The sequence below is a fragment of the Streptomyces sp. NPDC048637 genome (assembly GCF_040650675.1).
Classification (GTDB): Bacteria; Actinomycetota; Actinomycetes; order Streptomycetales; family Streptomycetaceae; genus Streptomyces.
In genome coordinates, this window is record NZ_JBEZHQ010000050.1 from 1 (window position 1) to 21,747 (window position 21,747).

Annotated in this window: 17 protein-coding genes; 6 read left to right on the forward strand and 11 right to left on the reverse strand. The window is 72.4% G+C overall.

The window, feature by feature from the left end; genetic code table 11:
- Positions 1–194: 194 nt before the first annotated feature.
- Positions 195–1,586 (reverse strand): MFS transporter, encoded by a 1,392-nt coding sequence (locus AB0C46_RS36460; protein ID WP_362833327.1) that lies wholly within the window; start codon positions 1,584–1,586, stop codon positions 195–197.
- Positions 1,587–1,805: 219 nt separating this feature from the next.
- Here AB0C46_RS36460 and AB0C46_RS36465 point away from each other — a divergent pair, with 219 nt between their 5' ends.
- Positions 1,806–3,056 carry a type ISP restriction/modification enzyme gene (locus AB0C46_RS36465; protein WP_362833328.1) on the forward strand — a complete coding sequence of 417 codons (1,251 nt, stop codon included), beginning with the start codon at positions 1,806–1,808 and terminating at the stop codon, positions 3,054–3,056.
- A 270-nt stretch (positions 3,057–3,326) separates the two neighbouring features.
- On the opposite strand, the gene AB0C46_RS36470 is transcribed toward AB0C46_RS36465, so the two are convergent.
- From AB0C46_RS36470 to AB0C46_RS36480, 3 genes are all read right to left on the reverse strand, one after another.
- Entirely contained in the window at positions 3,327–3,590 is a 264-nt protein-coding gene (locus AB0C46_RS36470; protein ID WP_362833330.1) for a hypothetical protein, read from the reverse strand.
- 270 nt (positions 3,591–3,860) lie between these two features.
- On the reverse strand, positions 3,861–4,667 hold the full coding sequence (locus tag AB0C46_RS36475) for an SGNH/GDSL hydrolase family protein (RefSeq protein WP_362833331.1): 807 nt from the start codon (positions 4,665–4,667) through the stop codon (positions 3,861–3,863).
- Between the two features lie 234 nt (positions 4,668–4,901).
- A complete protein-coding gene (locus AB0C46_RS36480; RefSeq protein ID WP_362833333.1) occupies positions 4,902–5,612 on the reverse strand; it encodes a YoaK family protein in 711 nt (236 codons plus the stop codon).
- A gap of 355 nt (positions 5,613–5,967) precedes the next feature.
- On the opposite strand from AB0C46_RS36480, the gene AB0C46_RS36485 reads away from it, so the two are divergent.
- The gene (locus AB0C46_RS36485) at positions 5,968–7,080 is read left to right on the forward strand and encodes a DUF5925 domain-containing protein (RefSeq protein WP_362833334.1); all 1,113 of its coding nucleotides are present in this window, start codon (positions 5,968–5,970) and stop codon (positions 7,078–7,080) included.
- Between the two features lie 705 nt (positions 7,081–7,785).
- Here AB0C46_RS36485 and AB0C46_RS36490 read toward each other — a convergent pair.
- From AB0C46_RS36490 to AB0C46_RS36510, 5 genes are all read right to left on the reverse strand, one after another.
- The gene (locus AB0C46_RS36490) at positions 7,786–8,745 is read right to left on the reverse strand and encodes a pirin family protein (RefSeq protein ID WP_362833336.1); all 960 of its coding nucleotides are present in this window, start codon (positions 8,743–8,745) and stop codon (positions 7,786–7,788) included.
- 70 nt (positions 8,746–8,815) lie between these two features.
- On the reverse strand, positions 8,816–9,592 hold the full coding sequence (gene ddaH / locus AB0C46_RS36495; protein WP_362833338.1) for a dimethylargininase: 777 nt from the start codon (positions 9,590–9,592) through the stop codon (positions 8,816–8,818).
- Between the two features lie 177 nt (positions 9,593–9,769).
- The gene (locus AB0C46_RS36500; RefSeq protein ID WP_362833340.1) at positions 9,770–10,159 is read right to left on the reverse strand and encodes a GntR family transcriptional regulator; all 390 of its coding nucleotides are present in this window, start codon (positions 10,157–10,159) and stop codon (positions 9,770–9,772) included.
- Positions 10,160–10,384: 225 nt separating this feature from the next.
- On the reverse strand, positions 10,385–12,235 hold the full coding sequence (gene asnB / locus AB0C46_RS36505; protein WP_362833342.1) for an asparagine synthase (glutamine-hydrolyzing): 1,851 nt from the start codon (positions 12,233–12,235) through the stop codon (positions 10,385–10,387).
- 172 nt (positions 12,236–12,407) lie between these two features.
- Positions 12,408–13,622, reverse strand: a complete 1,215-nt coding sequence (locus AB0C46_RS36510; protein ID WP_362833344.1) for a methyltransferase domain-containing protein — start codon at positions 13,620–13,622, stop codon at positions 12,408–12,410.
- 193 nt (positions 13,623–13,815) lie between these two features.
- Here AB0C46_RS36510 and AB0C46_RS36515 point away from each other — a divergent pair, with 193 nt between their 5' ends.
- The gene (locus AB0C46_RS36515) at positions 13,816–16,332 is read left to right on the forward strand and encodes a SpoIIE family protein phosphatase (RefSeq protein ID WP_362833346.1); all 2,517 of its coding nucleotides are present in this window, start codon (positions 13,816–13,818) and stop codon (positions 16,330–16,332) included.
- Positions 16,333–16,845: 513 nt separating this feature from the next.
- Entirely contained in the window at positions 16,846–17,853 is a 1,008-nt protein-coding gene (locus AB0C46_RS36520; RefSeq protein ID WP_362833348.1) for a lytic polysaccharide monooxygenase, read from the forward strand.
- 70 nt (positions 17,854–17,923) lie between these two features.
- On the opposite strand, the gene AB0C46_RS36525 is transcribed toward AB0C46_RS36520, so the two are convergent.
- Positions 17,924–18,391, reverse strand: a complete 468-nt coding sequence (locus AB0C46_RS36525) for an Lrp/AsnC family transcriptional regulator (RefSeq protein ID WP_362833349.1) — start codon at positions 18,389–18,391, stop codon at positions 17,924–17,926.
- An 80-nt stretch (positions 18,392–18,471) separates the two neighbouring features.
- On the opposite strand from AB0C46_RS36525, the gene AB0C46_RS36530 reads away from it, so the two are divergent.
- Both AB0C46_RS36530 and AB0C46_RS36535 read left to right on the forward strand, forming a co-directional pair.
- Complete coding sequence (locus AB0C46_RS36530; RefSeq protein ID WP_362833351.1) at positions 18,472–19,755, forward strand: amino acid permease; 1,284 nt, start codon at positions 18,472–18,474, stop codon at positions 19,753–19,755.
- 323 nt (positions 19,756–20,078) lie between these two features.
- A complete protein-coding gene (locus tag AB0C46_RS36535) occupies positions 20,079–20,666 on the forward strand; it encodes a helix-turn-helix domain-containing protein (protein ID WP_362833353.1) in 588 nt (195 codons plus the stop codon).
- 93 nt (positions 20,667–20,759) lie between these two features.
- Here the strand turns inward: AB0C46_RS36535 and AB0C46_RS36540 are convergent, their stop codons facing one another.
- Positions 20,760–21,617 carry an alpha/beta fold hydrolase gene (locus tag AB0C46_RS36540; RefSeq protein WP_362833355.1) on the reverse strand — a complete coding sequence of 286 codons (858 nt, stop codon included), beginning with the start codon at positions 21,615–21,617 and terminating at the stop codon, positions 20,760–20,762.
- Positions 21,618–21,747 lie beyond the last annotated feature (130 nt).

The window sequence follows — 21,747 nt, forward strand, 5'->3', positions numbered from 1 at the left end:
CGAAGCAGTCCACACACCAGCCCCCGGAGGCCCGTCACCGCACCCCGACAGCCCCGCGCAGCGGACCCGCCCGCCGCCAGGCGCAACGGCGAGAAGCCCCCGCGGCTGGACAGCCGAAAACGTGGGCCGAAAAGCAAAGCGCCGCGGGCCACAAACGGCGAGGTCCCACACGGAGGGACAGCCAAAAACGCGGGTCAGATCCTCTCCAGGCTCCGGCCCGTACTGCGCGGGCCCAGCAGTGCCACGTCCAGGCACAGCAGCACCATCAGTCCCGCCGAGCCGGTGAACACCGCGGGCGGGCCGAGGTCGGTCAGTACGCTCAGCGCGACGAACGGCAGCACGACCGAGGTGAGCCGGGACAGTGAGTAGGCGATACCGATCGCGCTGCTGCGCAGACCGGTCGGGAAGATCTCGGTCTGGTAGACGTGGAAGGCGTTGGAGAAGACGTTGCTGCACACCGTCAGCAGGAAGCCGAAGGTGACGACGGCCCAGGCGGCGGTGGCGAAGCCGAAGGCCAGGCCGCAGCCGGCGATGCCGAGCGCCGAGGCGATGATCAGTGTCCGGCGCTCGATCCGGTCGATGAGCGGGAGGGACAGCGCGGAGCCGATCGGATAGCCGCAGAAGCTCAGCGCCGCGTACAGCAGCGACTCGGTGACGGTGTGGCCCTTCGCGGTGAGCACCACCGGCGCCAGCGACCCGAAGCCGTAGTAGCCGACGGTCTGCAGCACCTGGAAGATCCACCACATGACGGTGCGCCGCCGCTGCTCGCCCCGGAACATCTCCACCAGCGGCACCTTCCGCTCCGGGACCGTCTCCGCCTCCGGGACGGACGGCAGGCTGCCACCGCGCTCCCGGGCCACCCGCTCCTCGAGCCCGGCCACGATCCGTTCGGCCTCCTCGCCACGCCCCTGCACGGTCAACCACCGTGGTGACTCCGGGAGTTGGCGCCGCATCACCTGGAGGAAAGCGGCCCCCAGCGCACCGGCGACCAGCAGCCAGCGCCAGCCCTCGATGCCGAACAGCCGGTGCGCGGCCACCAGCCGGGCACCGAGCAGCGCGGCGACCGGAACCCCGGCAAAGCCGATGGTGTAGGCAGCGGCGATATAGCGGCCACGCACCGCCCGGGGCAGGAACTCCGCGAGATAGGTGTCCACCAGCACGAGTTCGGCGCCGAGCCCGAGACCGGACAGAAAGCGCAGCACGAGCAGCCAGGACAGGTTCGGGGCGGCGGCGCACAGCAGCGAGAAGAACGCGTACGCCCCCAGGTTGACCAGGAACATCCGGCGCCGCCCGAAGCGGTCGGCGAGCACCGACAGCACATTCGCACCGACGAACATCCCGAGGAAACCGGCGGCGATCACCCAGGACTTCGCGGTGTGCCCGAGGTGCCACTGTTCGGCGAGGGCCGCGGCCAGCACCCCGCCGAGGAAGATCTCGTAGAGATCGAAGAAGGCGCCGATGCCGACGATGAGGGTGATCCGGCGGTGCCACCGGGACGGCGGCAGCCGGTCCAGCCGTGCCCCGGCCCGGGCACCGATGGGGGTTCCCCCGCGCCGTTCCGGCGTGGGGGAGGTGGTGTCCGTCATGACGGTCCTCCCCTGAGCAGGTCCCGGCGCGCGCGGGACGGAGCCGGGTCCGCACCGCGTGGTCGGGCGTACGGCGAGGACCGTACTCCGTCAAGATCAGCAAGCGGAAGACCGCCTCCGCCCGTCCCGGACGGGTGGTATGGCCTGCGGATTCGGTGCGGCCGCGGGGCCGCTGGATACCATGCCGGGGTCCATCGAACGGTCCGGGAGGGGCTCCGCGTGACGGCGAAGCAGGACACGCCACGGCTGTCCGATCTCATGCCGTGGTCCGTGGCGCCGCTGCGGCTCGGCCGTTCCTGGGTGCGGGCGCCGGATCCGGCCACGCTGCGCGCCCGTTGGGCGGCGCTGGTGGCCGCCGAGGACGCGGTGGAACGCGAGCGGCTGTTCCGGCCGTCCCGGGCCCGGACCCTGCACTCCGCCGTCGGCCAGCTGCCGGGCCAGGCCACCCCGACCGGGCGGCTGTACCGGGCGAGCGGGCCGTGCCCCGAGCCGGTGCGGATCCTGCACGGCCCGTTCGACCAGCAGTGGCTGCTGCCGGACCACCGGCTGATCGACGGTGCGCGCCCGGAGCTGTGGCGGGTCGCGGACGAACGGCAGCTGTTCGCGGTCGAGTGGGGGCAGGTGCCGCAGCTGCCCGGACCTGCCGTGCTGTGCTCGGCGCTGCTGCCGGACGGGCGGCCGCCGGCCGGCCGCCCCGGACGGATCCACCCGCTCTACCGGCGGCCCGGCGGACGGGAGCCGAACATCGCCCCGGGCCTGCTCGCCCTGCTCGGCCGGCGCCTGGACCGCCAGGTGGACCCGACGGACCTGCTCGCCTGGCTCGCCGCGAGCGCCCACCACTCCCCCGACGGCTGCGCGGTCCCGCTCACCACCGACCCGGAACTCTGGGAGCGCGGCGTCACGCTCGGCGCACGGCTGCTGTGGCTCGGCACCCGGGGCGCCTTTGTGCACGGGGCGGACGGCGGGCCGTCGGGTGAGCGGCCCCGGATGCCGGGCGGCCGCCGCCCGTACGTACGCTCCGCACTGCCGGGCCGTGGGCTGCCCGGGGCCCTCGGCTACGACCCGGAGGAGGAGGCGCTGCTCCTCGGCAGCGGCCGGATCTCGCCGGTGCCGCCGGGCGCCTGGGACTTCCACGCGGGCGGCGCCCGTGTGCTGGAGGCGTGGTACGCCGAGCGCACCGGCGCGGGAACGGAACCGCCCGAGGCCGGTTCACTGGCCGCGCTGCGCCCCACCAGCTGGCCCCAGGAGTGGACCTCGGAGCTGCTGGAACTGATCACCGTGCTGGCGCTGTTGTCCGAACTCCGGCCGCAGTGCACGGAGTTGAGGCAGATCACGGCGGACGCCCCACAGCTGACGGCGGGTGAACTGCGGGCCGCGGGCATCCTCCCGGCGCCGGCCTCCGCGCACCGCCCGGCCTCCGTGCTCGACCACCACGAGGAGGGCCCGGAGGGGCAGTTCGCGCTGTTGTAGCGCCGGACATCCGACCACGGCCCGCCGGGAGCCCCGCACAGCAAACCACCCGTCGCAGCATGAGCGACGGGTGGTGGGGAGTGGTGCAACCGGCCGGGCGGGGACGGGGCCGGGCGAAAGGGGCGAGCGGCTCACGGCACCTCCGGGGCGAGGAGTCCCGCCCCGGCGAGCACACCGACGTATCGCCGGCGCCCCGGGTCTGATGAGCGATCGGACCGCAGTGCCGCGCCGGGACGGTGTGACCGCCCGAGATGCCGCTTCAAAAACGGGTCAGCCGTGCCCGCCGAACAGCGAGCGCCGCAGCCTGCGCAGCGGTGCGAACAGCGACACCCTGGCGCCGCGGCCATTCCTCGTACGCGAGTGATCACGAGCGGTGAGCTCCTGCATCAGCGACGTCGCACCCTCCGCCTCGCGCTGCGGGATGGCAGGACCACCCAGCACCGCGAGATGGCGGTCGAGACGCGCACTGGATGCGACGCTCCCGCACTTGATGGCAGGGACTCGCGCCCTGCTACGCACTGTTATCTGTTCCATGACTCTCCCCACCCTATGAGGGCACCCGGCCCGGGCAGGGTAACCCTATCTCTCTTGGAGGACACGCGTGCAGACCGGTCACCGGATTCACCTGCCTCGCTCTGACGTTGACGCACACCATACGGAATGTCACGTACACGGGCCGGAGCAGGGCGAGTTGAGCAACCGTCGGATGCCGGGGCGGGCCGCGCGGGGTGTCTGACGGGCCGCCGGAACGCACAAGGAGAGACCGGGATCACGGCCTCTCCCCGGCGCCCGGCGTACGGGTCGTCACGCAGCGGAGGCGAACACCGGCAGATAGCCGCCGGACTGGCCGGTGGCGGTGGGGTGGTAGGACTCCAGGACGGGGAACGTCACGCTGTGCAGCCAGGCGCTGCCGGAGCACAGCTCATGACCGGAGAAGGTGGCGTTGACATCGGCGAAGGAGAAGCCGTGGTCGGCGGCCCGCTTGGCGGTGACGCCGTTGATGTCGTCGGCGGCGGCGTTGATCGCGGCGCGGGACTTCTCGGAGAGACCGGCGATGCAGTTTCCCTTGAGTTTGTAGAAGTGCGGATAGCCGAGGACCACCACCTGCGCGGCCGGGGCCTTCTGGGAGATGGCGTTGTACACCCCGTCGAGCCGGCCGGGCAGGGTGTTGGCGATGTAGCTCCGGGCCTGGGCGACCCGGGTCAGACAGGCGCTCTCGCCCTGGAGCGCACAGGTCGTCATAGTGTCGGCGAATCCGGCGTCATTGCCGCCGATGGTGATGCTCACCAGACCGGTGGAGCCGTTGAGGGGCGCGAGTTGACTGCTGAGAACATCACCCGTTCGGGCGCCCGAACAGGCGGTGAACTGGAAGGACGAGGGGGAGTGCGCGGCAGCCCAGAGGGCCGGGTAGGCCTTGGTGCTGCGCTTGCAGGAGCCGCTGGCGCTGTCATAGCTGCCGGCTCCGACGCCGGAGGAGTAGGAGTCGCCGAGCGCCACATAGCCGGTGGCGGTGGGGAGTTGGGCGGACGCGGCGGCGCTCGCGCCGGTGAGCGCGAGCGCCGTGGTGACGAAGAAGGCGGACGTCAAGGCCGCGAATCGGGACAGTCTCATGGAACCTCCCTTAGCAGGATCTCTGCCACATCTGTCGTAGCAAGACTCGCGGGATGCCGGAAGTGTCCATGCCAAAAGTCGTCTGCGGTTCACGGCAAATCTGCCGGTCCGGGGGGATGTTCACTGCCCGGTCATTGCCTAGGCGCGAGGCGCCGAGGACAGTCCGGGAGACGTCCTGGCATCTGCGTCCGGGCCCGCGCGGCCTTTTGACAGCGCCTCGGCGCCCTTGCGCGATCAGTCCTCGGTGTGATGCCGACGGCGGGCGAGGCCGGGCACGAGAAAGGCGGTGGCCGCGACGAAGACGGCCACCAGCAGGAGCACCAGCGTCGGCCGGGTCCCCAGACCGAGCAGCCCGGCCCCGAGGAGACCGCCGGCGAACATCGAGGCGACCGAGAGCAGCCGGCGGCCCGCGGCATGGCTGCCGTATCCCAGCCGCCGGTCCCGCCCCACCGGCGACCCGCTGACCAGGGCCGTCATCGCCCGGGTCTCCACGGTCGTGGTGAGGTCGGGCGAGGCGGCCCGCATGGCGGTGACATTGCGCATGCCCATCGCCACCGCCATCAGGCCGATGACGACACTGCGCCGGCCCGGCGGCAGCCCCGGGGACGGCCCCGACTCCCAGGCCGCCGCCGCGGCGGAGAACAGCAGCGCCGCCTCCACGGCCAGCGCCGCCGGGAACCACTGGTACGACCGTGCGGCCAGGGTGGACTCCATCCGCGCCCCGAGGGCCGCGCCCAGCACAAAGGCGCCGAGCGAGATCATCGTCGCCACCACCGGGAGCCCGCCCTGCCCGGCGATACCGAAGCCGAGAAAGAGCAGATTGCCGGTCTGGGTGGCGGTGAAGACCTGACCGAGCGCCAGAAAGCTGACGGCATCGAGCATCCCGGTGGCCACGGTCAGACAGACCATGACCACCGTGAGGGGGGTTCCGCCCGGCGGCTCCAACGGACGCGGCTCCTTCCGGCGGTCACCTCGCCTCGCGGCACGTCCCCCCAGTCTCCGGACGGCCCGCCCACCGGACCGCCATTGCGCCGTCTGTGGGCGGCCCGCCGTGGGCGACCGGCCACCCCTCGCGTCCGCGGCCCGGCCGCGCAGGTTCCGCCCTTCGTCCGTCGCGCCCGCCACGGCGCTCGGCTGCGGCGCTCGGTCGGGACGCCCGGTTGGGGCACTCGGTCGGGGCCCTCGGCTGTGGTGCTCGGTCGGGGCGTTCGACTGTGGTGGTCGGCTGGGGTGCTCGACTGCGGGGAAACGCCGGGATAATCCGTGTACGTGGCGGGCCGCCGTGACGGATCATGGCGGCATGTGTGCCGATCACGTCCAGCCGTCCGCCGCCGAGGAGTCCGTTCCGCTCCGGCTGACCATGGACGACAGCGATTCGCCCGCCGATGTCGTCGATGCGCTCTTCCTGGGCCGGTTCGCCAAGGGAGAGCAGCCGTACGCCCGCAGCCGGTCCGTCGACCGGGTGCGGTCGGGGCTGACCCTGCTGCCACCGGGCGCCCGGATCCTGCGCGCGGCGAAGGACGAGGACCGCAGCGCCACCCTCGCCGAGGGCCACGGTTTCACCCTGCTGATCTCCCGCTGGAACCGCGGCGCCGATGTGACGGTCACCGCCGTCACCGACGAGCTGGCCGAGAAGGTACTGGGACAGGCCGCGGACGGGGCGGAGGACGAACCGGAGCCGCAGCCGGAGAACGTCCCGATGGGCTTCTGGTACTTCTCACCGCGCCGCGGGCCGCACCGTACCTCCCGGCAGATCTCGGCGGGCACCTGGGAGGAGATCCGCCCCAACTACACGGCGCCGGTGGCCGACGCGATGGACCGGCTGATGAAGGTCGCGCCCGACGAGATCTCCGGCCGCCTGCTGTTGCTGCACGGACCGCCCGGTACGGGCAAGACCTCCGCGCTGCGCACCCTGGCCCGCTCCTGGCGGGACTGGTGCCAGGTGGACTGCGTCCTGGACCCGGAGCGGCTGTTCAACGACGTCGGCTATCTGATGGACATCGCCATCGGTGAGGACGACAGCACCGGCAAGGGCCGCTGGCGGCTGCTGCTCCTGGAGGACTGCGACGAGCTGATCCGCGGCGAGGCCAAGCATGCCGCAGGGCAGGCCCTGTCCCGGCTGCTCAATCTGACGGACGGTCTGCTGGGCCAGGGCCGGAACGTCCTGGTCGGGGTGACCACCAACGAGGACCTGGAGCGGATGCACCCCGCGGTGGTCCGCCCCGGCCGCTGCCTGGCCCGTATCGAGGTCGGCCCGCTGAACCGCACCGAAGCAGCACACTGGCTGGGCACGGACCAGGGCATCGGCCGCGACGGCGCCACCCTCGCCGAACTGTACGCACTCCGCCGCGGCAACCGCCCCGCCTCGGTCCCGGCCCAGGACCCGGGGGCGGATGCGGGTCTCTACCTGTAAACCACAACTGGCCGGCGCCCAGCGGACGAAAGAAAAACCGCTGCCGCCGGGGACCGGACCCAGCACCCTGCCGGAGTCCGGCACGGTCGCACTCGGTCGTCGCCCGGCCGCCACCCGTCCCCCTCCGGCGCCGCGGTATTCCGCTCCGGAGAGGACGGCCGGAAGCGCATGGCGCCCGGCATCCTCGGCCGCCGGATACCGCTTGGCACCCCGACTCCGCAGCCACCAGCACAGTGCCGGCGCATCGTGTCGCCCTCATTGAGGAAGCGGATGCGACCTCCGAGATGCGCCCCCCCTTCACCGGGATCCGGACCCCGGCGAATCTGGTCAGTGCTCAGGGAAATGATGCGCCCACGGGAAGCCGGAGATTCTGGCCACTTGTTACGCGGCTCGGTCCATTGCTGACCCGGAGTGCCATCACTGTCGACATAGAGGTCAGACGCAAAAGCGGAACACCGCTGTCCGCACACGGACGCTTCTTGAAGCAGTACCAGTGCAGAGTGGGCCCGAATCCCACCACGAGGTGAGACCGGCCCGACAGCCTGGAGTCCCAGTGCCTGATGGCGACTTGGCCATACGCCTCGCCCACGCCCAAGCCGACAAGCATAAGGGGTGCCCTTGCCCTCGACCGGGCCTGGATTTCCCGGCCCGGCAGAGAGCAGGGCCACCCCTCACAGCGACCCGCCCATCAGCCACCCCCACAGGTCACCGCACTCTCCCCCGCGGTTTCAGCTCCACCGGCGGCAGTTCGGGCGCGGGCAGCCGGTCACCGTCGTAGCCGTGGACGGTGCCGAAGCGGGAGCCCGTCATCCAGTCCGCCCGGGCCTGCTCGATGTCTTCCTGCGAGCGGCCCACGAAGTTCCACCACATCACGATCTCCTCCTCGAACGGCTCGCCGCCGAGGAGCATCAGGCTGCTGTCGGTGTCGGAGCGCAGGGGCAACTCGCTGCGGCCGCAGCCGAGGTAGAGGAGGGCGCCGGGTGCCAGGCGGACGCCGTCGACCTCGCTCTCGCCGGAGATGGTCAGCGCGGCGTACTCGAAGTCGGGGTCGACCGGCAGGCGGGTGTCCGTGCCGGCGGTGAGGGTGAGGTCGGCGCCGACCAGCGGGGAGTAGGTGGTGCCGGGCGAGGTGGCGCCGGCCAGTTCGCCGAGGATGACGGTCGCGGACAGTCCGCCGCCGTTGATCACGGGCAGATCGGTGTGGTGCTCGAAGGACGGAGCGGTGTCACGGTGTGCGCCGGGGAGTGCCACCCAGAGCTGGGCGCCGTGCAGGAACGGGCCATGGCCGTGCGGTGACTCCTCGGAGTGGGCGATGGCCCGGCCGGACGTCATCAGGCCCAATTCCCGCGGCCGTACGGTCTGCAGGCTGCCGAGGCTGTCGCGGTGCAGCACCTCGCCCTCGTGCAGCCAGCTGACGGTCTGCAGTCCCATGTGCGGGTGCGGCGGCACCTGCATCCCGGGCTCGTCGGCGATGTCGTCGGGACCGTAGTGGTCGACGAAGCACCAGCCGCCGACCATCCGCCGGCCGAGGTTCGGCAGCAGTCTGCGGACGACGGTGCTCTCGCCGAGTGGTACCTGCTTGCCGGGCTGGACGTCGCGGACCGGGCCCGTACGGCCGGTGCCGCCGCACAGGCTGGGCGCGGGTCTGAGTTCGAGGTTGCTCATGGCGCCACGATAGGCACGGTCAGGTGTGCGGTCCGGGCAGGCACACGAAGCGCCGGAGGATGATGCCCCGTCATGCATACAGCTCACGCAGCCGCACGGACAGGCAGGTCACACAGCCCTCCAGCTTCTCGAACTCGCTGATGTCCACGACGACCGGCTGATAGCCCAGGTCGGCGAAGAGCTCCGCGCTGCGGGGCGCGCCGGCGGCCATCAGCAGCTTGCCGCCGCCGAGCAGCACGACATGGGCGCCGGACTCCTCGGGGACAGGCAGGAAGCGGGGGAAGGCGGCGGGGTCGTCGACCAGGGGCGGATGGCCGATGACGGTGCCGTCCGGGAGTGCGGTCACGGCGGATTTGAGATGCAGTACGCGGCTTACCGGTACCGCGACCACGCGGGCGCCCAACGGCTCGAAGGCGGCGCGGAGTTGGCGGACGCCGTCGGCGTTGGTGCGGCCGCCGCGGCCCACGTAGACGGTGTCGCCGACCTTGAGGATGTCACCGCCGTCCAGCGTGCCCGGCGCCCGGATCTCGTTGACGGAGCAGCCGAGCGCCTCGACGGCCGCGCGGGCGTCCGGTATCTCGGGGCGGCGCTGTCCGGCGCCGGGGCGGGCCAGCAGTGCGACATTGCGGAACATGACCATGGTGTCCTCGACGAAGACCGCGTCGGGGCAGTCGTCGGCGGGGGCGACCTCGGTGGTGTGCCAGCCGTGCTCGCGCAGCACCTGGACGTAGGACTCCCACTGGCGCAGGGCGAGGGCGGGGTCGACCGGGCGCCGGTCTATATGGGTGACCAGCCCCTCGGCGAGGCGGGGGCCGGGGCGGCGGACGAGCGCCTGCTTGCTGGGCATGCGGCTCCTTTCGGGCGGTGGTTCGGGGGGCAGTGATGCGTCGGTGGGGTGGGGCCGGCCAGGCGCCGGCGTGGTGGGCGGGGGCAGGCACCGGCGTGGTGGGCAGGCGCCGGCGTGGTGGGCGGGGTCAGGCACCGGCGCGGCAGGCGCGGTCAGGCATCGGCGCGGTGGGCAGGGTCAGGCATCGGCTCCGTACGTGGCGCGCAGGGCGTTCTCGACGGCCGTACGGGCTGCGTGGTGGTCCAGGCCGAGGCGCCGGGCGCGGCGGGCGTAGCTCTCGGCGGCCGCGGCGGCTTCCTTGTCCGCGGCCTCCCCGGCCGCCGCGATGAAGCTGCCGTTGCGGCCGCGGGTCTCGATCACCCCGTCGGTCTCCAGGGCGCGGTAGGCCTTGGCGACGGTGTTGGCGGCCAGGCCGAGGTCTTCGGCGAGGCCGCGGACGGTGGGAAGTTTGTAGCCGACCGGCAGACCGCCGTCCCTGGCCTGATCCGCGATCTGGGTGCGTACCTGCTCGAAGGGCGCGGTGACCGCCGTCGGATCGATGGTGATGGTCAAGCTCTGCGGGGACACGGTGGCGCTCCTGGTACTGGTGGTGGGGCGGGCGGATGCGCGACGGCGCGTACCCCCGGGGGGCCGTCCCCGGGAGGCGTGCGCGTTTGCGTACCCGTCGGTGCGCGTGTTTGTCGCATCCATTGTGCGCCAGGAGCGCCCGCTGTGACGGGAGGTCTCGCCGATCGGGAGGTCTCGCCGGTCGGGAGGTCTTGCCGATCGGGAGGTGTCACCGCTCGGGGAAGGTCACAGCTCCAGGGTGGTGCCCGACGTCCGCAGCCAGGCGTTCATGCCGAGGACCAGCTCGGCCCCGGGGCGGATGTCGGTGGTCGCGCCGTCGGCGGTGGCTTCCGCGAGGGCGCCGGAATCCAGCAGCGGCCGGACGGGAGCGGCCCGGTCGGCGGCCAGCTCCTTCAGTTCGCCGCGCAGCGCCTCGTGGTAGCGCGGGTCCTGGGTGCTGGGGTAGGGGCATTTGACCCGGTCGGCCACCGCGTCGGGCAGCACGTCGCGGGTGGCGGCGCGCAGCAGCGACTTCTCCCGGCCGTCGAAGGTCTTCATCGACCAGGGGGTGTTGAAGACATAGTCGACGAGGCGGTGGTCGCAGAACGGGACGCGGACCTCCAGGCCGACGGCCATACTGGCCCGGTCCTTGCGGTCGAGCAGGATCTGCACGAAGCGGGTCAGATGCAGATAGCTGATCTCGCGCATCCGGCGCTGGAGACCGGTGTCGCTGTCGAGGCAGGGCACTTCGGCGAGCGCCTCGCGGTAGCGGCGCGACTCGTATCCGGGCAGGTCGATCTTGCCGAGCAGACCGCGGTCCAGCAGCGCCTCGCGGGTGGCGTCACCCCCGGCGAACCGGCCGGAGAGACCTGCCGCGATCCAGGGGAAGGTGTCGGCGCGGACGGCCTCGGGGTCGTGGAACCACCGGTAGCCGCCGAAGACCTCGTCCGCCGACTCGCCGGACAGCGCGACCGTGGACTGCTCGCGGACGGCCTTGAACAGCAGGTAGAGGGAGGTGTCGCCGTCGCCGAAGCCGTTGGGCAGATCGCGGGCGGCGAGCACCGCGGCGCGGTGGCCGGGGTCCATCAGGGCGGCGGTGTCCAGGACGATGTCGTGGTGCTCGGAGCCGACGTGCTCGGCCAGGGCGTGGGCGTACGGCCCGTCGGGGGTGCCGCGCAGCGCGTCGGGCTGGAAGTTCTCGGTGTGGCCGGTGAAGTCGACGGCGAACGAGCGGACCGGGCCGCAGCCCCGGTCAGCCAGGGCGCCGGCGGCGAGCGCGGTGATGGCGGAGGAGTCCAGGCCGCCGGAGAGCAGAGTGCACAGCGGCACATCGGCGATCAGCTGGCGGTCCACGATGTCATCGAGCAGTGCACGGACATGCGCGACGGTGGTGCCGAGGTCGTCGGTGTGCTCGCGGGCCGTGAGGGCCCAGTAGCGCTTGACGGTCACCCCGCCGCGGCCGACCCGGACGAGATGGCCGGGGCGTACTTCGTGCATGCCCTTGTAGACGGCGTGGCCGGGGGTCTTGGTGAAGGTGATGAGCTCGGCGAGGCCCTCGGCGTCGACGATGGGGCGTACGGAGGGGTGGGCGAGGATCGCCTTGGGCTCGGAGCCGAACAGCACCCCGTCGGGGGTGGGGTGGTAGTAGAGCGGCTTGATGCCCATCCGGTCGCGTATCAGCAGGAGTTGCTGGGTTCGTGGGTCCCAGAGCGCAAGGGCGTACATGCCGTTGAGGCGCTCGGTGAACGCCTCGCCCCATTGCAGGTAGGCGTGCAGCACCACTTCGGTGTCGCTCCGGGTACGGAAGGTGTGGCCCAGCTGCTCCAGTTCGGCCCGCAGCTCGCGGTAGTTGTACACCTCACCGCTGTACGTGGTGACGAGCAGGGTGCGGCCGTCGTGGGTGACGGTCATGGGCTGTGTGCCGCCGTCGATATCGATGACGGCGAGCCGGCGGTGGCCGAACGCGGCGTGGGTGTCGAGCCAGAGACCGGCCGCGTCCGGGCCGCGGCAGGCCATGGTTCCGGTCATCGCCTCAAGAGTGGCGCGCTGCCTGGTGAGGTCGCTGTCGTAGGAGATCCATCCGGTGATTCCGCACATGCTCGCGGCTCCTCCTTCGTGGGCGGCGGGCCGTCGCCGCACCGGTCGGCGGCCGGTGCGGAGCGTCGGCGCGCCCCGGGGTCTCGGCCACCGGCCACTCCCTGAAGGTCCGTGTCAGGCGGGCGGGTTGAGAAGTGGCCGATGCGCCGCCCACGCTCACCCCGTCGCCCCGTCACCCCGTCACCCCGTTCGCACCGTCGGCCCCCGGTCCGTCGAGAACGACCGCGCGGCCGGGGCCCGACGGGTCGTAGGCGACGGCGTCGCCGGGACGGTGCCAGTGGAGCAGGAAGCGGTGCCCCGCACGCAGCCCGTCCAGGCCGGCCCGGCTGTAGGCGACCATGTCGTCCGGCAGCGCATCCAGCGGGTACCACGCCAACTCCGCGCACTTGTCCGGCTCGCGGTTCCACGGCTCGCCGCCCGCGCCGTACGCCGCCTCGAAGAACCAGCCGATCCGGGGCCGCGCCGGGGGCGGGGCGCAGTGCTGCATCACGAGCGCGACCCTGAGGTCCTCGGGCGCCAGCTGGAGCCCGGTCTCCTCCGCCGCCTCCCGGATCATCGCCTCCCGGACATCCTCACCGTCCTCCGCATGGCCCGAAGGGACGTTCAGCAGACCGTCCGCATAGCCGGTACCGGCCCGGCGGGCGAGCAGCACCTCCGCACCGCGGCGCAACACCAGGTGGACATCGACCACTTCGGTGTGCCGACGGGGGAGGTCGGCGATCAGCACATACCGCTCATCGGCCACCGCCTTGCCCCACAACGCCGGATCGTGCGCGAGGCTCTCCACCTGCGTCCGCACCGCCAACGGCGCAACGAGGGCGGAGAGTTCGGCGGCCGGAATGCCGACCGGGCCGGCCTCGCCCCAGCGGCCCTCCACCAGCACCAGCCGGCCACCGGGGGTGAGCAGGCCGGCCCAGCGGCGCAGGGCGGCCGCGGGATCGGGCAGGGCCCACAGCAGATGGCGCACCAGGACGACATCGAACCGCCGCTCCCCCACGGGTGGTTCGGCGGCGTCACCGACCAGGAACGCGGCATCGCGGCCCGCGAGCTTGGTGCGCGCCCGCGCGATCATGCCGGCGGAGCGGTCGATGCCCGTGACGCGATGGCCCTGCTCGGCGGCGAGCAGGGCCAGGCTTCCCGTGCCGCAGCCCAGGTCGAGGACGGCGGCGGGCGCGGACGGCAGCCAGGAGCGCAGCCGGGCGGCCCAGGCGGCGCGGACGGCGGGGTCGCGCAGGCCGTGGTCGGGCTCGTCGTCGAAGGATGCGGCGGCCGCTTCCCAGTACGCGGCGTCGGCGGTCGGCAGCGGTGATTCCCCCTGGTCGGCAGGTGGGTTGGGGGGGTCGGTCGAGGGCTGACGGGACGGGTCGGCGGGCGCGTCGGTGCTCATCTGCCGATGGTGACAGCCCCCACTGACAACGGCGGCGGACGCGGTTCCCGGGCCTGCCGCGCGGGCAGGCGCGGGCGCCGGGGAGAGCGCCCGGCCAGGGTGCGGGGTACCGTGGTAGAGGCCGGTCGGGTGCGACGGCGCCGCCGTGCGAGAGCGCCCGTCGCACGGTTGGGACCGGCATTGGACCGGTCATATGTGTGCCTCACAGAGCAGCCGTCTCTCCGGAGACGGCGTCTTCGACCTCACGCGGACGGCCGTGGTGATGGCCGATCGCGCGGGGGTGGCGCAGGGCTGGACGAAGGGCGCCGAGCGGCTTCTCGGCTATGCGGTGTCCGAGGCCGTCGGCAGGCCCCTGGCGGAGCTGTTCGCGGGGGTGACCCCCGGGGCGTCACACGACAGCAGGTGGGAGTCCCGGCTGGCAGCGGCGGACGGCTGGAGCGGGCTGGAGGCCGTACGGCACAAGGACGGCCACCGGCTCGACCTGGAATTCCGCGTCCTGCCGGTCATGGACGCCCAAGAGCCCTCCGCACGTCTCGTCCTTGCCGCCGAGATGACCCGGACGCCCTGGTCAGGAGCGAGCCAGTCCTTCCTGGAGGGCATTCTCGGCATGTCGCCGATCGGTGTGGCCATGGTGAACGCCGATCTGCAGTTCGTGTGGCTGAACGACGCCCTGGAGAAGATGGGCGGTACCAGCCGCGAGCAGCGCCTCGGGAAGCATCTGCGGGACATCCAGCCGGGCCTCGCCGTGGAAGCCATCGAGGCCGAGATGCGCAAGGTGCTGAGCACCGGTACCCCCTCGGTCGGCTACGAGTACCTGGGACGCCCGCAGTCCGACCCGGAGCGGGAGCACGCCTACTCCACCTCGTTCTTTCGTCTGGAGGACGAAGCCGGTCAGGTGCTGGGCGTCTGCTACATGGTCCTGGACGTCACAGAAAGTTACCGGGCGCGCCAGCGGATGGCCCTGCTGAACCGGGCCGGTGAGCGCATCGGCAGCACCCTGGACGTCTGGCAGACCGCGCAGGAACTCGCCGATGCGGCGGTGCCCGATCTCGCCGACTTCGTCACCGTCGATCTGCTCGATGCGCTGCTCTCCGGGGAGGAGCCGGCGCCCGGCCCGGTCGATGCCGCGGATCTGGTCACCATGCGCCGTGCGGGACAGCAGTCCGTGCGTGCGGGCTGCCCCGAGGCGGTGGTGGCGGTCGGAGAGGCGGCCGCCTATCCCCCGTCGGCGCCCGTCGTGCTGAGTCTCATCGAGGGCAATTCCGCGCTGTTCCAGACGCTGGATCTCGCCGCCGGTGACTGGGCGGCGGACGACCCGGTCCGGGCGACGCACCTGCGGGAGCTGGGCTTCCACTCGCTGATGGTGGTGCCGCTCCGGGCGCGGGGCGCCTTCCTGGGGGCGGCCACCTTCGCCCGCTGGCAGCACACCGGGCCGTTCCAGCCCGACGACCTGGTGCTCGCCGAGGAATTCGTCACCCGCGCGGCGATCTCCATCGACAACGCCCGCCGGTACACCCGCGAGCACAACGCCGCCCTCACCCTCCAGCACAGCCTGCTGCCGCACGATCTGCCCGAACAGTGCGCGGTGGAAGCGGCCTACCGCTATCTGCCGGCCGACTCGCTCAGCGGTGTCGGCGGCGACTGGTTCGATGTGATCCCGCTGTCCGGCGCCCGGGTCGCGCTGGTGGTCGGCGATGTCGTCGGCCACGGGGTGCATGCCGCGGCCACCATGGGACGGCTGCGGGCCGCGGTGCAGGCGCTCGCCGACCTGGACCTGTCCCCGGAAGAGGTACTGGCGCACCTGGACGACATGCTCAACCGGGTCGCCCACGACGCGAACGCCGACGACGGGGTCATCGGAGCCACCTGCCTGTACGCGGTCTACGACCCGGTCGGCTGCCGCTGCACACTGTCCCGCGCCGGTCACCCCGCGCCGCTGCTCGTCAGTCCCGCGGGCAACGGCCGGCTGCTGGAGCTGCCGACCGGACCGCCGCTGGGGCTGGGCGGGATGCCCTTCGAATCCGTCGAACTGCCGTTGCCGGAAGGCAGTCTGCTGGCGCTCTACACCAACGGTCTGCTGCTGGGGAAGGCCCTCGATCTCGACGGGGGGATCACCAGGCTGCGTACCGCCCTGGCCGATCCGCAGGCCCCGCTGGAGGACCTCTGCGACACGGTGATCGGCGGTCTGCCGGGCGGCCGGCCGGTCGATGACGTGGCGTTGCTGCTGGCCCGTACCCGGGCGCTGGCGCCGGCGCAGCTGGCGACCTGGGAGGTCCCCGCCGATCCGTCCGCGGTCGGCCAGGCCCGCAGATCCGCCGCCGGCCGGCTGGCGGAGTGGGGCCTGGAGGAGCTCGTGTTCTCCACCGAGCTGATCGTCAGCGAGCTGGTCACCAACGCCATCCGGCACGCCTCCGGACCGATCGGCCTGCGGATGATCCGGGCGCGGACGCTGATCTGCGAGGTGTCGGACGGCAGCAGCACCTCGCCGCACCTCCGCCATGCGCGGACCACCGACGAGGGAGGCCGTGGCCTGTTCCTCATCGCCCGGTACGCCGAGCGCTGGGGCACCCGCTACACCCCCCAGGGAAAGATCATCTGGGCCGAGCAGCCGCTCCGGTCGGCCGCCGGGGCCGGACCGGCGAACGACATGAGCGCACTTCTCGACGACATCGACGACCCGGCCGCCTTCACCGGCGCTGAAGACCGCTGAGCGCCGTAGGGCGTTGAGCACCGTAGAGCATTGAGCGCCGTAGAGCATTGAGCGCCGTAGAGCATTGAGCGCCGTAGAGCGTTGAACGCCGAAGGCCGCAGCCCGACCCGCTGAGCTCCGAAGAGCATCGAACACCGAAGGGCGCTGAGCCCCGAAGAGCGCGACGACAACTCCCGCCGCGGGCACGGACCGAGAGCGGCACACGGCGGCCACGGCCACGGCCTTCGGGGCGACCGGACCGCCGTCACGGGCAACGCTCACCGCCCGGCGATGCCCGTTTCCTCCCCGCCTGCATGAGCCCTCGCTTAGCCGTCCCTTAACGGCACCATAAGGATCTCCAGGATCGCCCTTCGCCCCTCAAATCCGCTGTTCAGCGCGGCTAGCGTGCTTCTCGCAAAGCGGGTCGCAGACCGTCGGCGCCGGTCACCGGGGGCGGCGTCGCCGGCTGTGTCCCGACCCCCCACCGCTCCCCTCCGCCCCCACTCGACGCACTTGATGAAGGAGACCCCCACGATGACCGTTCGTCGCAAGGCCACCGGGATCGCACTGGTCGGTATCGCCCCGCTCGCGCTCACCGCGCTCACCGCGGGCCCGGCTGCCGCGCACGGTTCGATGACGGACCCGGTCAGCCGGGTGTCGGCCTGCTACGCGGAGGGCCCCGAGAGCCCGCAGTCCGCGGCCTGCAAGGCCGCCGTACAGGCCGGCGGGGCCCAGGCGCTCTACGACTGGAACGGTGTACGGGACGGCAACGCGGGCGGCAAGTCCAGGACGCGGATCCCGGACGGCAAGCTGTGCAGCGCCAACAGCGCGGAGTACAAGGGCCTGGACCTGCCCCGCGCCGACTGGCCGTCGTCCCCGATGCGGGCGGGCGGCCACACCTTCCACTACAAGGCCACCGCGCCCCACCGGGGCTCCTTCGAGCTGTACCTCACCAAGGCCGGCTATGACCCGAAGAAGCCGCTGAAGTGGTCCGACCTGGAGTCGAAGCCGTTCGCAAAGGTCAAGGACCCGAAGCTGACCAACGGGGAGTACCTCTTCGACGCGAAGGTGCCGGCGCGGTCCGGGCGCCATCTGATCTACAGCATCTGGCAGCGGTCGGACAGCCCCGAGGCCTTCTACACCTGCTCGGACGTCGTCTTCGGCAAGCAGGCCGGCGGCACCGGTGCCAGCTCCGCGACGGCGCCCGCGCCGGCCGCCTCCGCGCCGACCGACGCCCAGATCGCGGCGGGCGCCCCCAAGTCGTCGGTGGGCACGGGCCGCCACGACCACGGCGGCGGCACCGCCCACACGGGCACGGTCCGCTCGGCGGACGCCGGCGCCCCGGCCCCGGCCGGTGCTTCGGAGGCCAACGGCCCGCACCCCGACGGCGGTTCCCGTCCGGCCGGGGCCCAGCGGCTGGCGGAGACCGGTGGGGACAGCTCCACGGCCCCGCTCGCCATCAGCGGCGCCGTCGTGCTCGCCCTGGGCGCCGGGGTCCTGTTCACCACCACCCGCCGCAGGGCCGCCCGGAACCGCAGCTGAGCCCGGCACCCCCGGCCCGTCCGGGAAGCGACGCCGCCCCCTTCTTCGCCTCGGGGGCGGCGTCGCCCTGTTACGAGCCGATCGGCGGCAGCTCCTCGATGATGTCGTTGGCGACATGCTGGTAGATGACCGAACTCCGGCAGTCGACGACCTCACGGCGCTTGAAGACCTGGTCCATCAGGAGCGCATGCAGCCGGTCGACGTCGGGGACGGCGACATGGACGAGGAAGTCGTCGCCACCCGCGACGACATAGACGCTGAGCACCTCGGGCAGGGACGTCAGAAAAGCCTTGAAGCGCTCGATGACCTCGCGGTTCATCGGGCGGATGCGGACCGTGAGCAGCGCCTGGACGGGCCGGTTGAGGGCGCGCAGGTCCACGGTCGCGCGATAGCCGGTGATCACTCCCCGGGCACGCAGCGCCCGGACCCGCTCCAGGCAGGTGGAGGGCGCGATGTTCAGCCGGCGGGCCAGGTCACGATTGGTCTGCCGTGCATCGCGCTGCAGTTCACGGACAATCGCCGAATCAATGTCGTCCATGAGCCCCATGGTGCCGCAGCCGCCGAATTATGTTCGGCCAGGGACCACATTGATCAATCTTACGGTTACGTTCAGCGACTGTGACCGTACAACAGACTTCGCTTCCCGCATCCGAACGACCGGATGTACGGCGGCTGGGCGTCGGCAGCGGTACCGCGCTGTGCGCCGGGGCCGTCCTCGGCCCCGGCGTCCTGACGCTGCCGTCCCTCGCCGCCGACGCGGCCGGCCCCGCCTCGATCCTGGCCTGGGTGGTCCTGCTCGCCCTGTGCGTGCCGGTGGCCGCCTCCTTCGCGGCGCTCGGCGCACGGTTCCCCGACGGCGGGGGCGTGGCCACCTATGTGCACCGGGCGATCGGGCCGCGGGCCGCGGCCGTGGTGGGGTGGTGGTTCTACGGGGCGGTGCCGATCGGCGTGGTCTCGGCGGCCTGGATCGGCGGGAAGTACATGGCCGACGCGGCCGGTTGGGGTGGCATGGGCGCGGCCGTGGTGGCCGGGGCGGTGCTGGCGGTGGCGCTGGTCTCCAACGCGGTGGGGCTGCGGATGTCCGGCCGGGTGCAGCTGCTGCTCGGCGGGCTGCTGGCGGTGGTGCTGCTGGGCACGGTGCTGGCCGCCGCCCCACAGGTGTCCGCCCGCCACTTCACGCCGTTCCTGCCCGGTGGCTGGTCCTCGGTCGGGTCGGCGGCCGGGGTGCTGTTCTTCGCGTTCGCCGGCTGGGAGGCGGCCAGCCATCTGTCGGGCGAGTTCGCCGATCCCGGGCGGGACCTGCCGCGGGTGACGCGCCGTACGCTCGCCGTCATCACCGTGCTCTATCTGGGGCTCGCGGTGACCACGATCGGTGCGCTGGGGCCGGCCGCGGCCGGCACCGACACCCCGCTGACCGAGCTGCTCGCCCGGAGCGTGGGCGGCGCCGCCCGCCCCGTGGCCGCCGCGGCGGCGCTCTTTCTGACCTTCGGCGCGGTCAACTCGTATCTGGCCGGGGCCTCCCGGCTCGGTGCGGCGCTCGCCCGGGACGGGGCGGCGCCGCGCGGGCTGGCCAAAGGCGGCGCGCCGGGCGAGGTGCCACGGCGGTCGCTGGCGGTGCTCGGCGCCGCGGCCGTGCTCGTGGCCACGGCGGCGGGCTTCGGCGGCGCCGATCTGGATCTCCTGATGAGGGCCACCGCCACCTGTCTGGCGGCGGTGACCCTCGCCGGCCTGGCCGCCGCGCTGGTGCTGCTGCCCCGCCGCACTCCCCTGTGGTGCGGCGGGTGCGCGAGCGCACTGCTGACGGCGGCCGTGCTGGCCTTCTCCGGATGGCTGCTGCTGATCCCGGCGGGACTCGCCTGCGCAGCCGTCGGCTTTCTGACGCTGCGCCGGGTTACCCGATGAGGCGGCGGAGCAGCCGGACGTAGCGGCTCCGGCGGGCGGTCCGGGCGACGGTGCCCGTACAGGCCCGTACAGGCCCGTTCGGCGTGGTCCAGGCTGTCCTCAGGACCGCGCCGTGGAGGTGCCGGAAGGCCGGCGGCCGGCTGAGCCGGGCCGGACCGCGGGCGTGCATGGCAAGGGTGTGGCGCAGCAGGGTGCGGTCCGGGCCGAGCGGGGGGACGGTGTATTCGTGGCAGCACGGAAGCACCCCTCACGCCCTGCCTCGCCTGGCTCGCACCCCGTTCTAGAGGCGCATCTCCAATATAGTGGAGAGTACCCTCTAGAACATGGCAAGGCCACCCCGGTTCGACACCGCTCAGCTCCTCGACGCCGCCGTACGACTGGCGGCCGAGTCCGGGCCCTCGGGCGTCACCATGTCCGCGGTCGCGGCGGCCGTCGGCGCACCCAGCGGTTCGCTCTACCACCGTTTCGCCGGACGCTCGGCACTGCTCGCCGAGGTGTGGCTGCGTACCGTCGAGAGCTTCCAGGCGGGCTACTTCGAGGCCCTCGAATCGTCGGACGACCCACGCACCGGGTGCCGGGCGGCCGCCCGGCACATCGTGGCGTGGAGCCGCGCACACCCGGCGGAGGCCGCGCTGCTCCTGTACGGGGCCCAGGAGTTCGGGCGGGACGACTGGTCCGACGCATATCTGCTCCGCGCGGAAGAGGGGAATATGCGGGTACGCGCCGCGCTGGCGGCGCTCGCGGGGGCCCTGGGGCTGCACGGCCGGGAAGGCTTCGACCGGGTGACGCTCGCCGCCGTCGACCTCCCGCTGTCGCTGGTACGCCGCCATCTGCGCGGCGGCACACCACTGCCCCCGCACGCCGAGGACTTGGCGGAGCAGTGCACCGGCGCCCTGCTGGCCGTCGGCTGACCCTCGCCCCCGGTACGGAGCCGCCCGGCCCCGCCTCCGGTACGGAGCGCCGCCCGGCCCCGCCTCCGGAGCGGGGGCCGGGCCGGCTCCCGGTCAGCCCGACACGCAGGTCGTCGTGGTGGCGTGGGCCGGGTCGAGGGCGTTGGCCGTCTCACGGAAGGCGACGCGGTCGATGAGCCCGATGGCCACATGCTCGGAGAGATCGATCGCGCACAGATCCTGGAGCACCACATTGCGTACGTCGGGGCCGTCGAGGAACGCACTCCGGTAGGGGGTGACGACCTCGTCGTACTTGGTCGCGATCACCGTGTAGTGCACCCCGGGGAGCGTGTCACCGCCCTCGTTGAGGCGGTTGAGGAGGCCGGAGCCGGCGATCTGGTCGGACAGCCCGGGGGTCAGCTCGTCGAGGTACCTCTTGGCGCCGGGAAAGTGGTCGAGCAGACGGGTCAGACCGTTCAGATCGGTGCCGTGGTTGTCGGGGGCCAGCCCGACCAGCGTGTTCACCTTGTCCGCGCCGCCATGGAACTTCAGGTACACCCGCGACATCATGCCGCCCTGTGAGTGGCCGACGAGATCGGCCTTCCGGGTACCGGTGGCGGCCAGCACCCGGTCGACGTATGCGGCGAGCTGCCCCGCGGACGCGTCGACCGCACCCAGCCCGTGGAAGAACGGGACGCCGGGCAGCTGACCGTAGTCCAGGGAGAAGACGCAGTAGCCGCGGGCCACCAAGTAGGGCGCGAGGCCGAGCCAGTTGTCGATGGAGTTGCCGAGGGTGCCGTGCACCAGGATCACCGGCCGCGGGTGGGCGGCGGAGGGCTTGCAGGAGTAGTTGTTCCAGCCGCTGCTGACGGCATTGCGGGGGGCGGCAGCAGCAGCGGGGGTGGTGGTGACGCCGAGGGCGAGAGCGAGAGCGGGAAGGAGGGTGAGCGTTCTTGACCAGCGCAGCTTCATACGATGCTCCTTGCGGGGTGAGGGGACTCCGAAGTGCTCGGTGAGCCGTTCACGCGATCCGGATCGCAAGGGCCAACGCAGTTGACTGACAAGTAAGTTACGGCTGGGTAAGCACGGTGGGCCAGCGGTG

Coding starts and splice junctions, on each gene's coding strand:
- AB0C46_RS36460 (WP_362833327.1), bottom strand. CDS start 1,586: ATGACGGACACCACCTCCCCCACGCCGGAACGGCGCGGGGGAACCCCC.
- AB0C46_RS36470 (WP_362833330.1), bottom strand. CDS start 3,590: ATGGAACAGATAACAGTGCGTAGCAGGGCGCGAGTCCCTGCCATCAAG.
- AB0C46_RS36475 (WP_362833331.1), bottom strand. CDS start 4,667: ATGAGACTGTCCCGATTCGCGGCCTTGACGTCCGCCTTCTTCGTCACC.
- AB0C46_RS36485 (WP_362833334.1), top strand. CDS start 5,968: ATGTGTGCCGATCACGTCCAGCCGTCCGCCGCCGAGGAGTCCGTTCCG.
- AB0C46_RS36490 (WP_362833336.1), bottom strand. CDS start 8,745: ATGAGCAACCTCGAACTCAGACCCGCGCCCAGCCTGTGCGGCGGCACC.
- ddaH (WP_362833338.1), bottom strand. CDS start 9,592: ATGCCCAGCAAGCAGGCGCTCGTCCGCCGCCCCGGCCCCCGCCTCGCC.
- asnB (WP_362833342.1), bottom strand. CDS start 12,235: ATGTGCGGAATCACCGGATGGATCTCCTACGACAGCGACCTCACCAGG.
- AB0C46_RS36510 (WP_362833344.1), bottom strand. CDS start 13,622: ATGAGCACCGACGCGCCCGCCGACCCGTCCCGTCAGCCCTCGACCGAC.
- AB0C46_RS36515 (WP_362833346.1), top strand. CDS start 13,816: ATGTGTGCCTCACAGAGCAGCCGTCTCTCCGGAGACGGCGTCTTCGAC.
- AB0C46_RS36520 (WP_362833348.1), top strand. CDS start 16,846: ATGACCGTTCGTCGCAAGGCCACCGGGATCGCACTGGTCGGTATCGCC.
- AB0C46_RS36525 (WP_362833349.1), bottom strand. CDS start 18,391: ATGGACGACATTGATTCGGCGATTGTCCGTGAACTGCAGCGCGATGCA.
- AB0C46_RS36535 (WP_362833353.1), top strand. CDS start 20,079: ATGGCAAGGCCACCCCGGTTCGACACCGCTCAGCTCCTCGACGCCGCC.
- AB0C46_RS36540 (WP_362833355.1), bottom strand. CDS start 21,617: ATGAAGCTGCGCTGGTCAAGAACGCTCACCCTCCTTCCCGCTCTCGCT.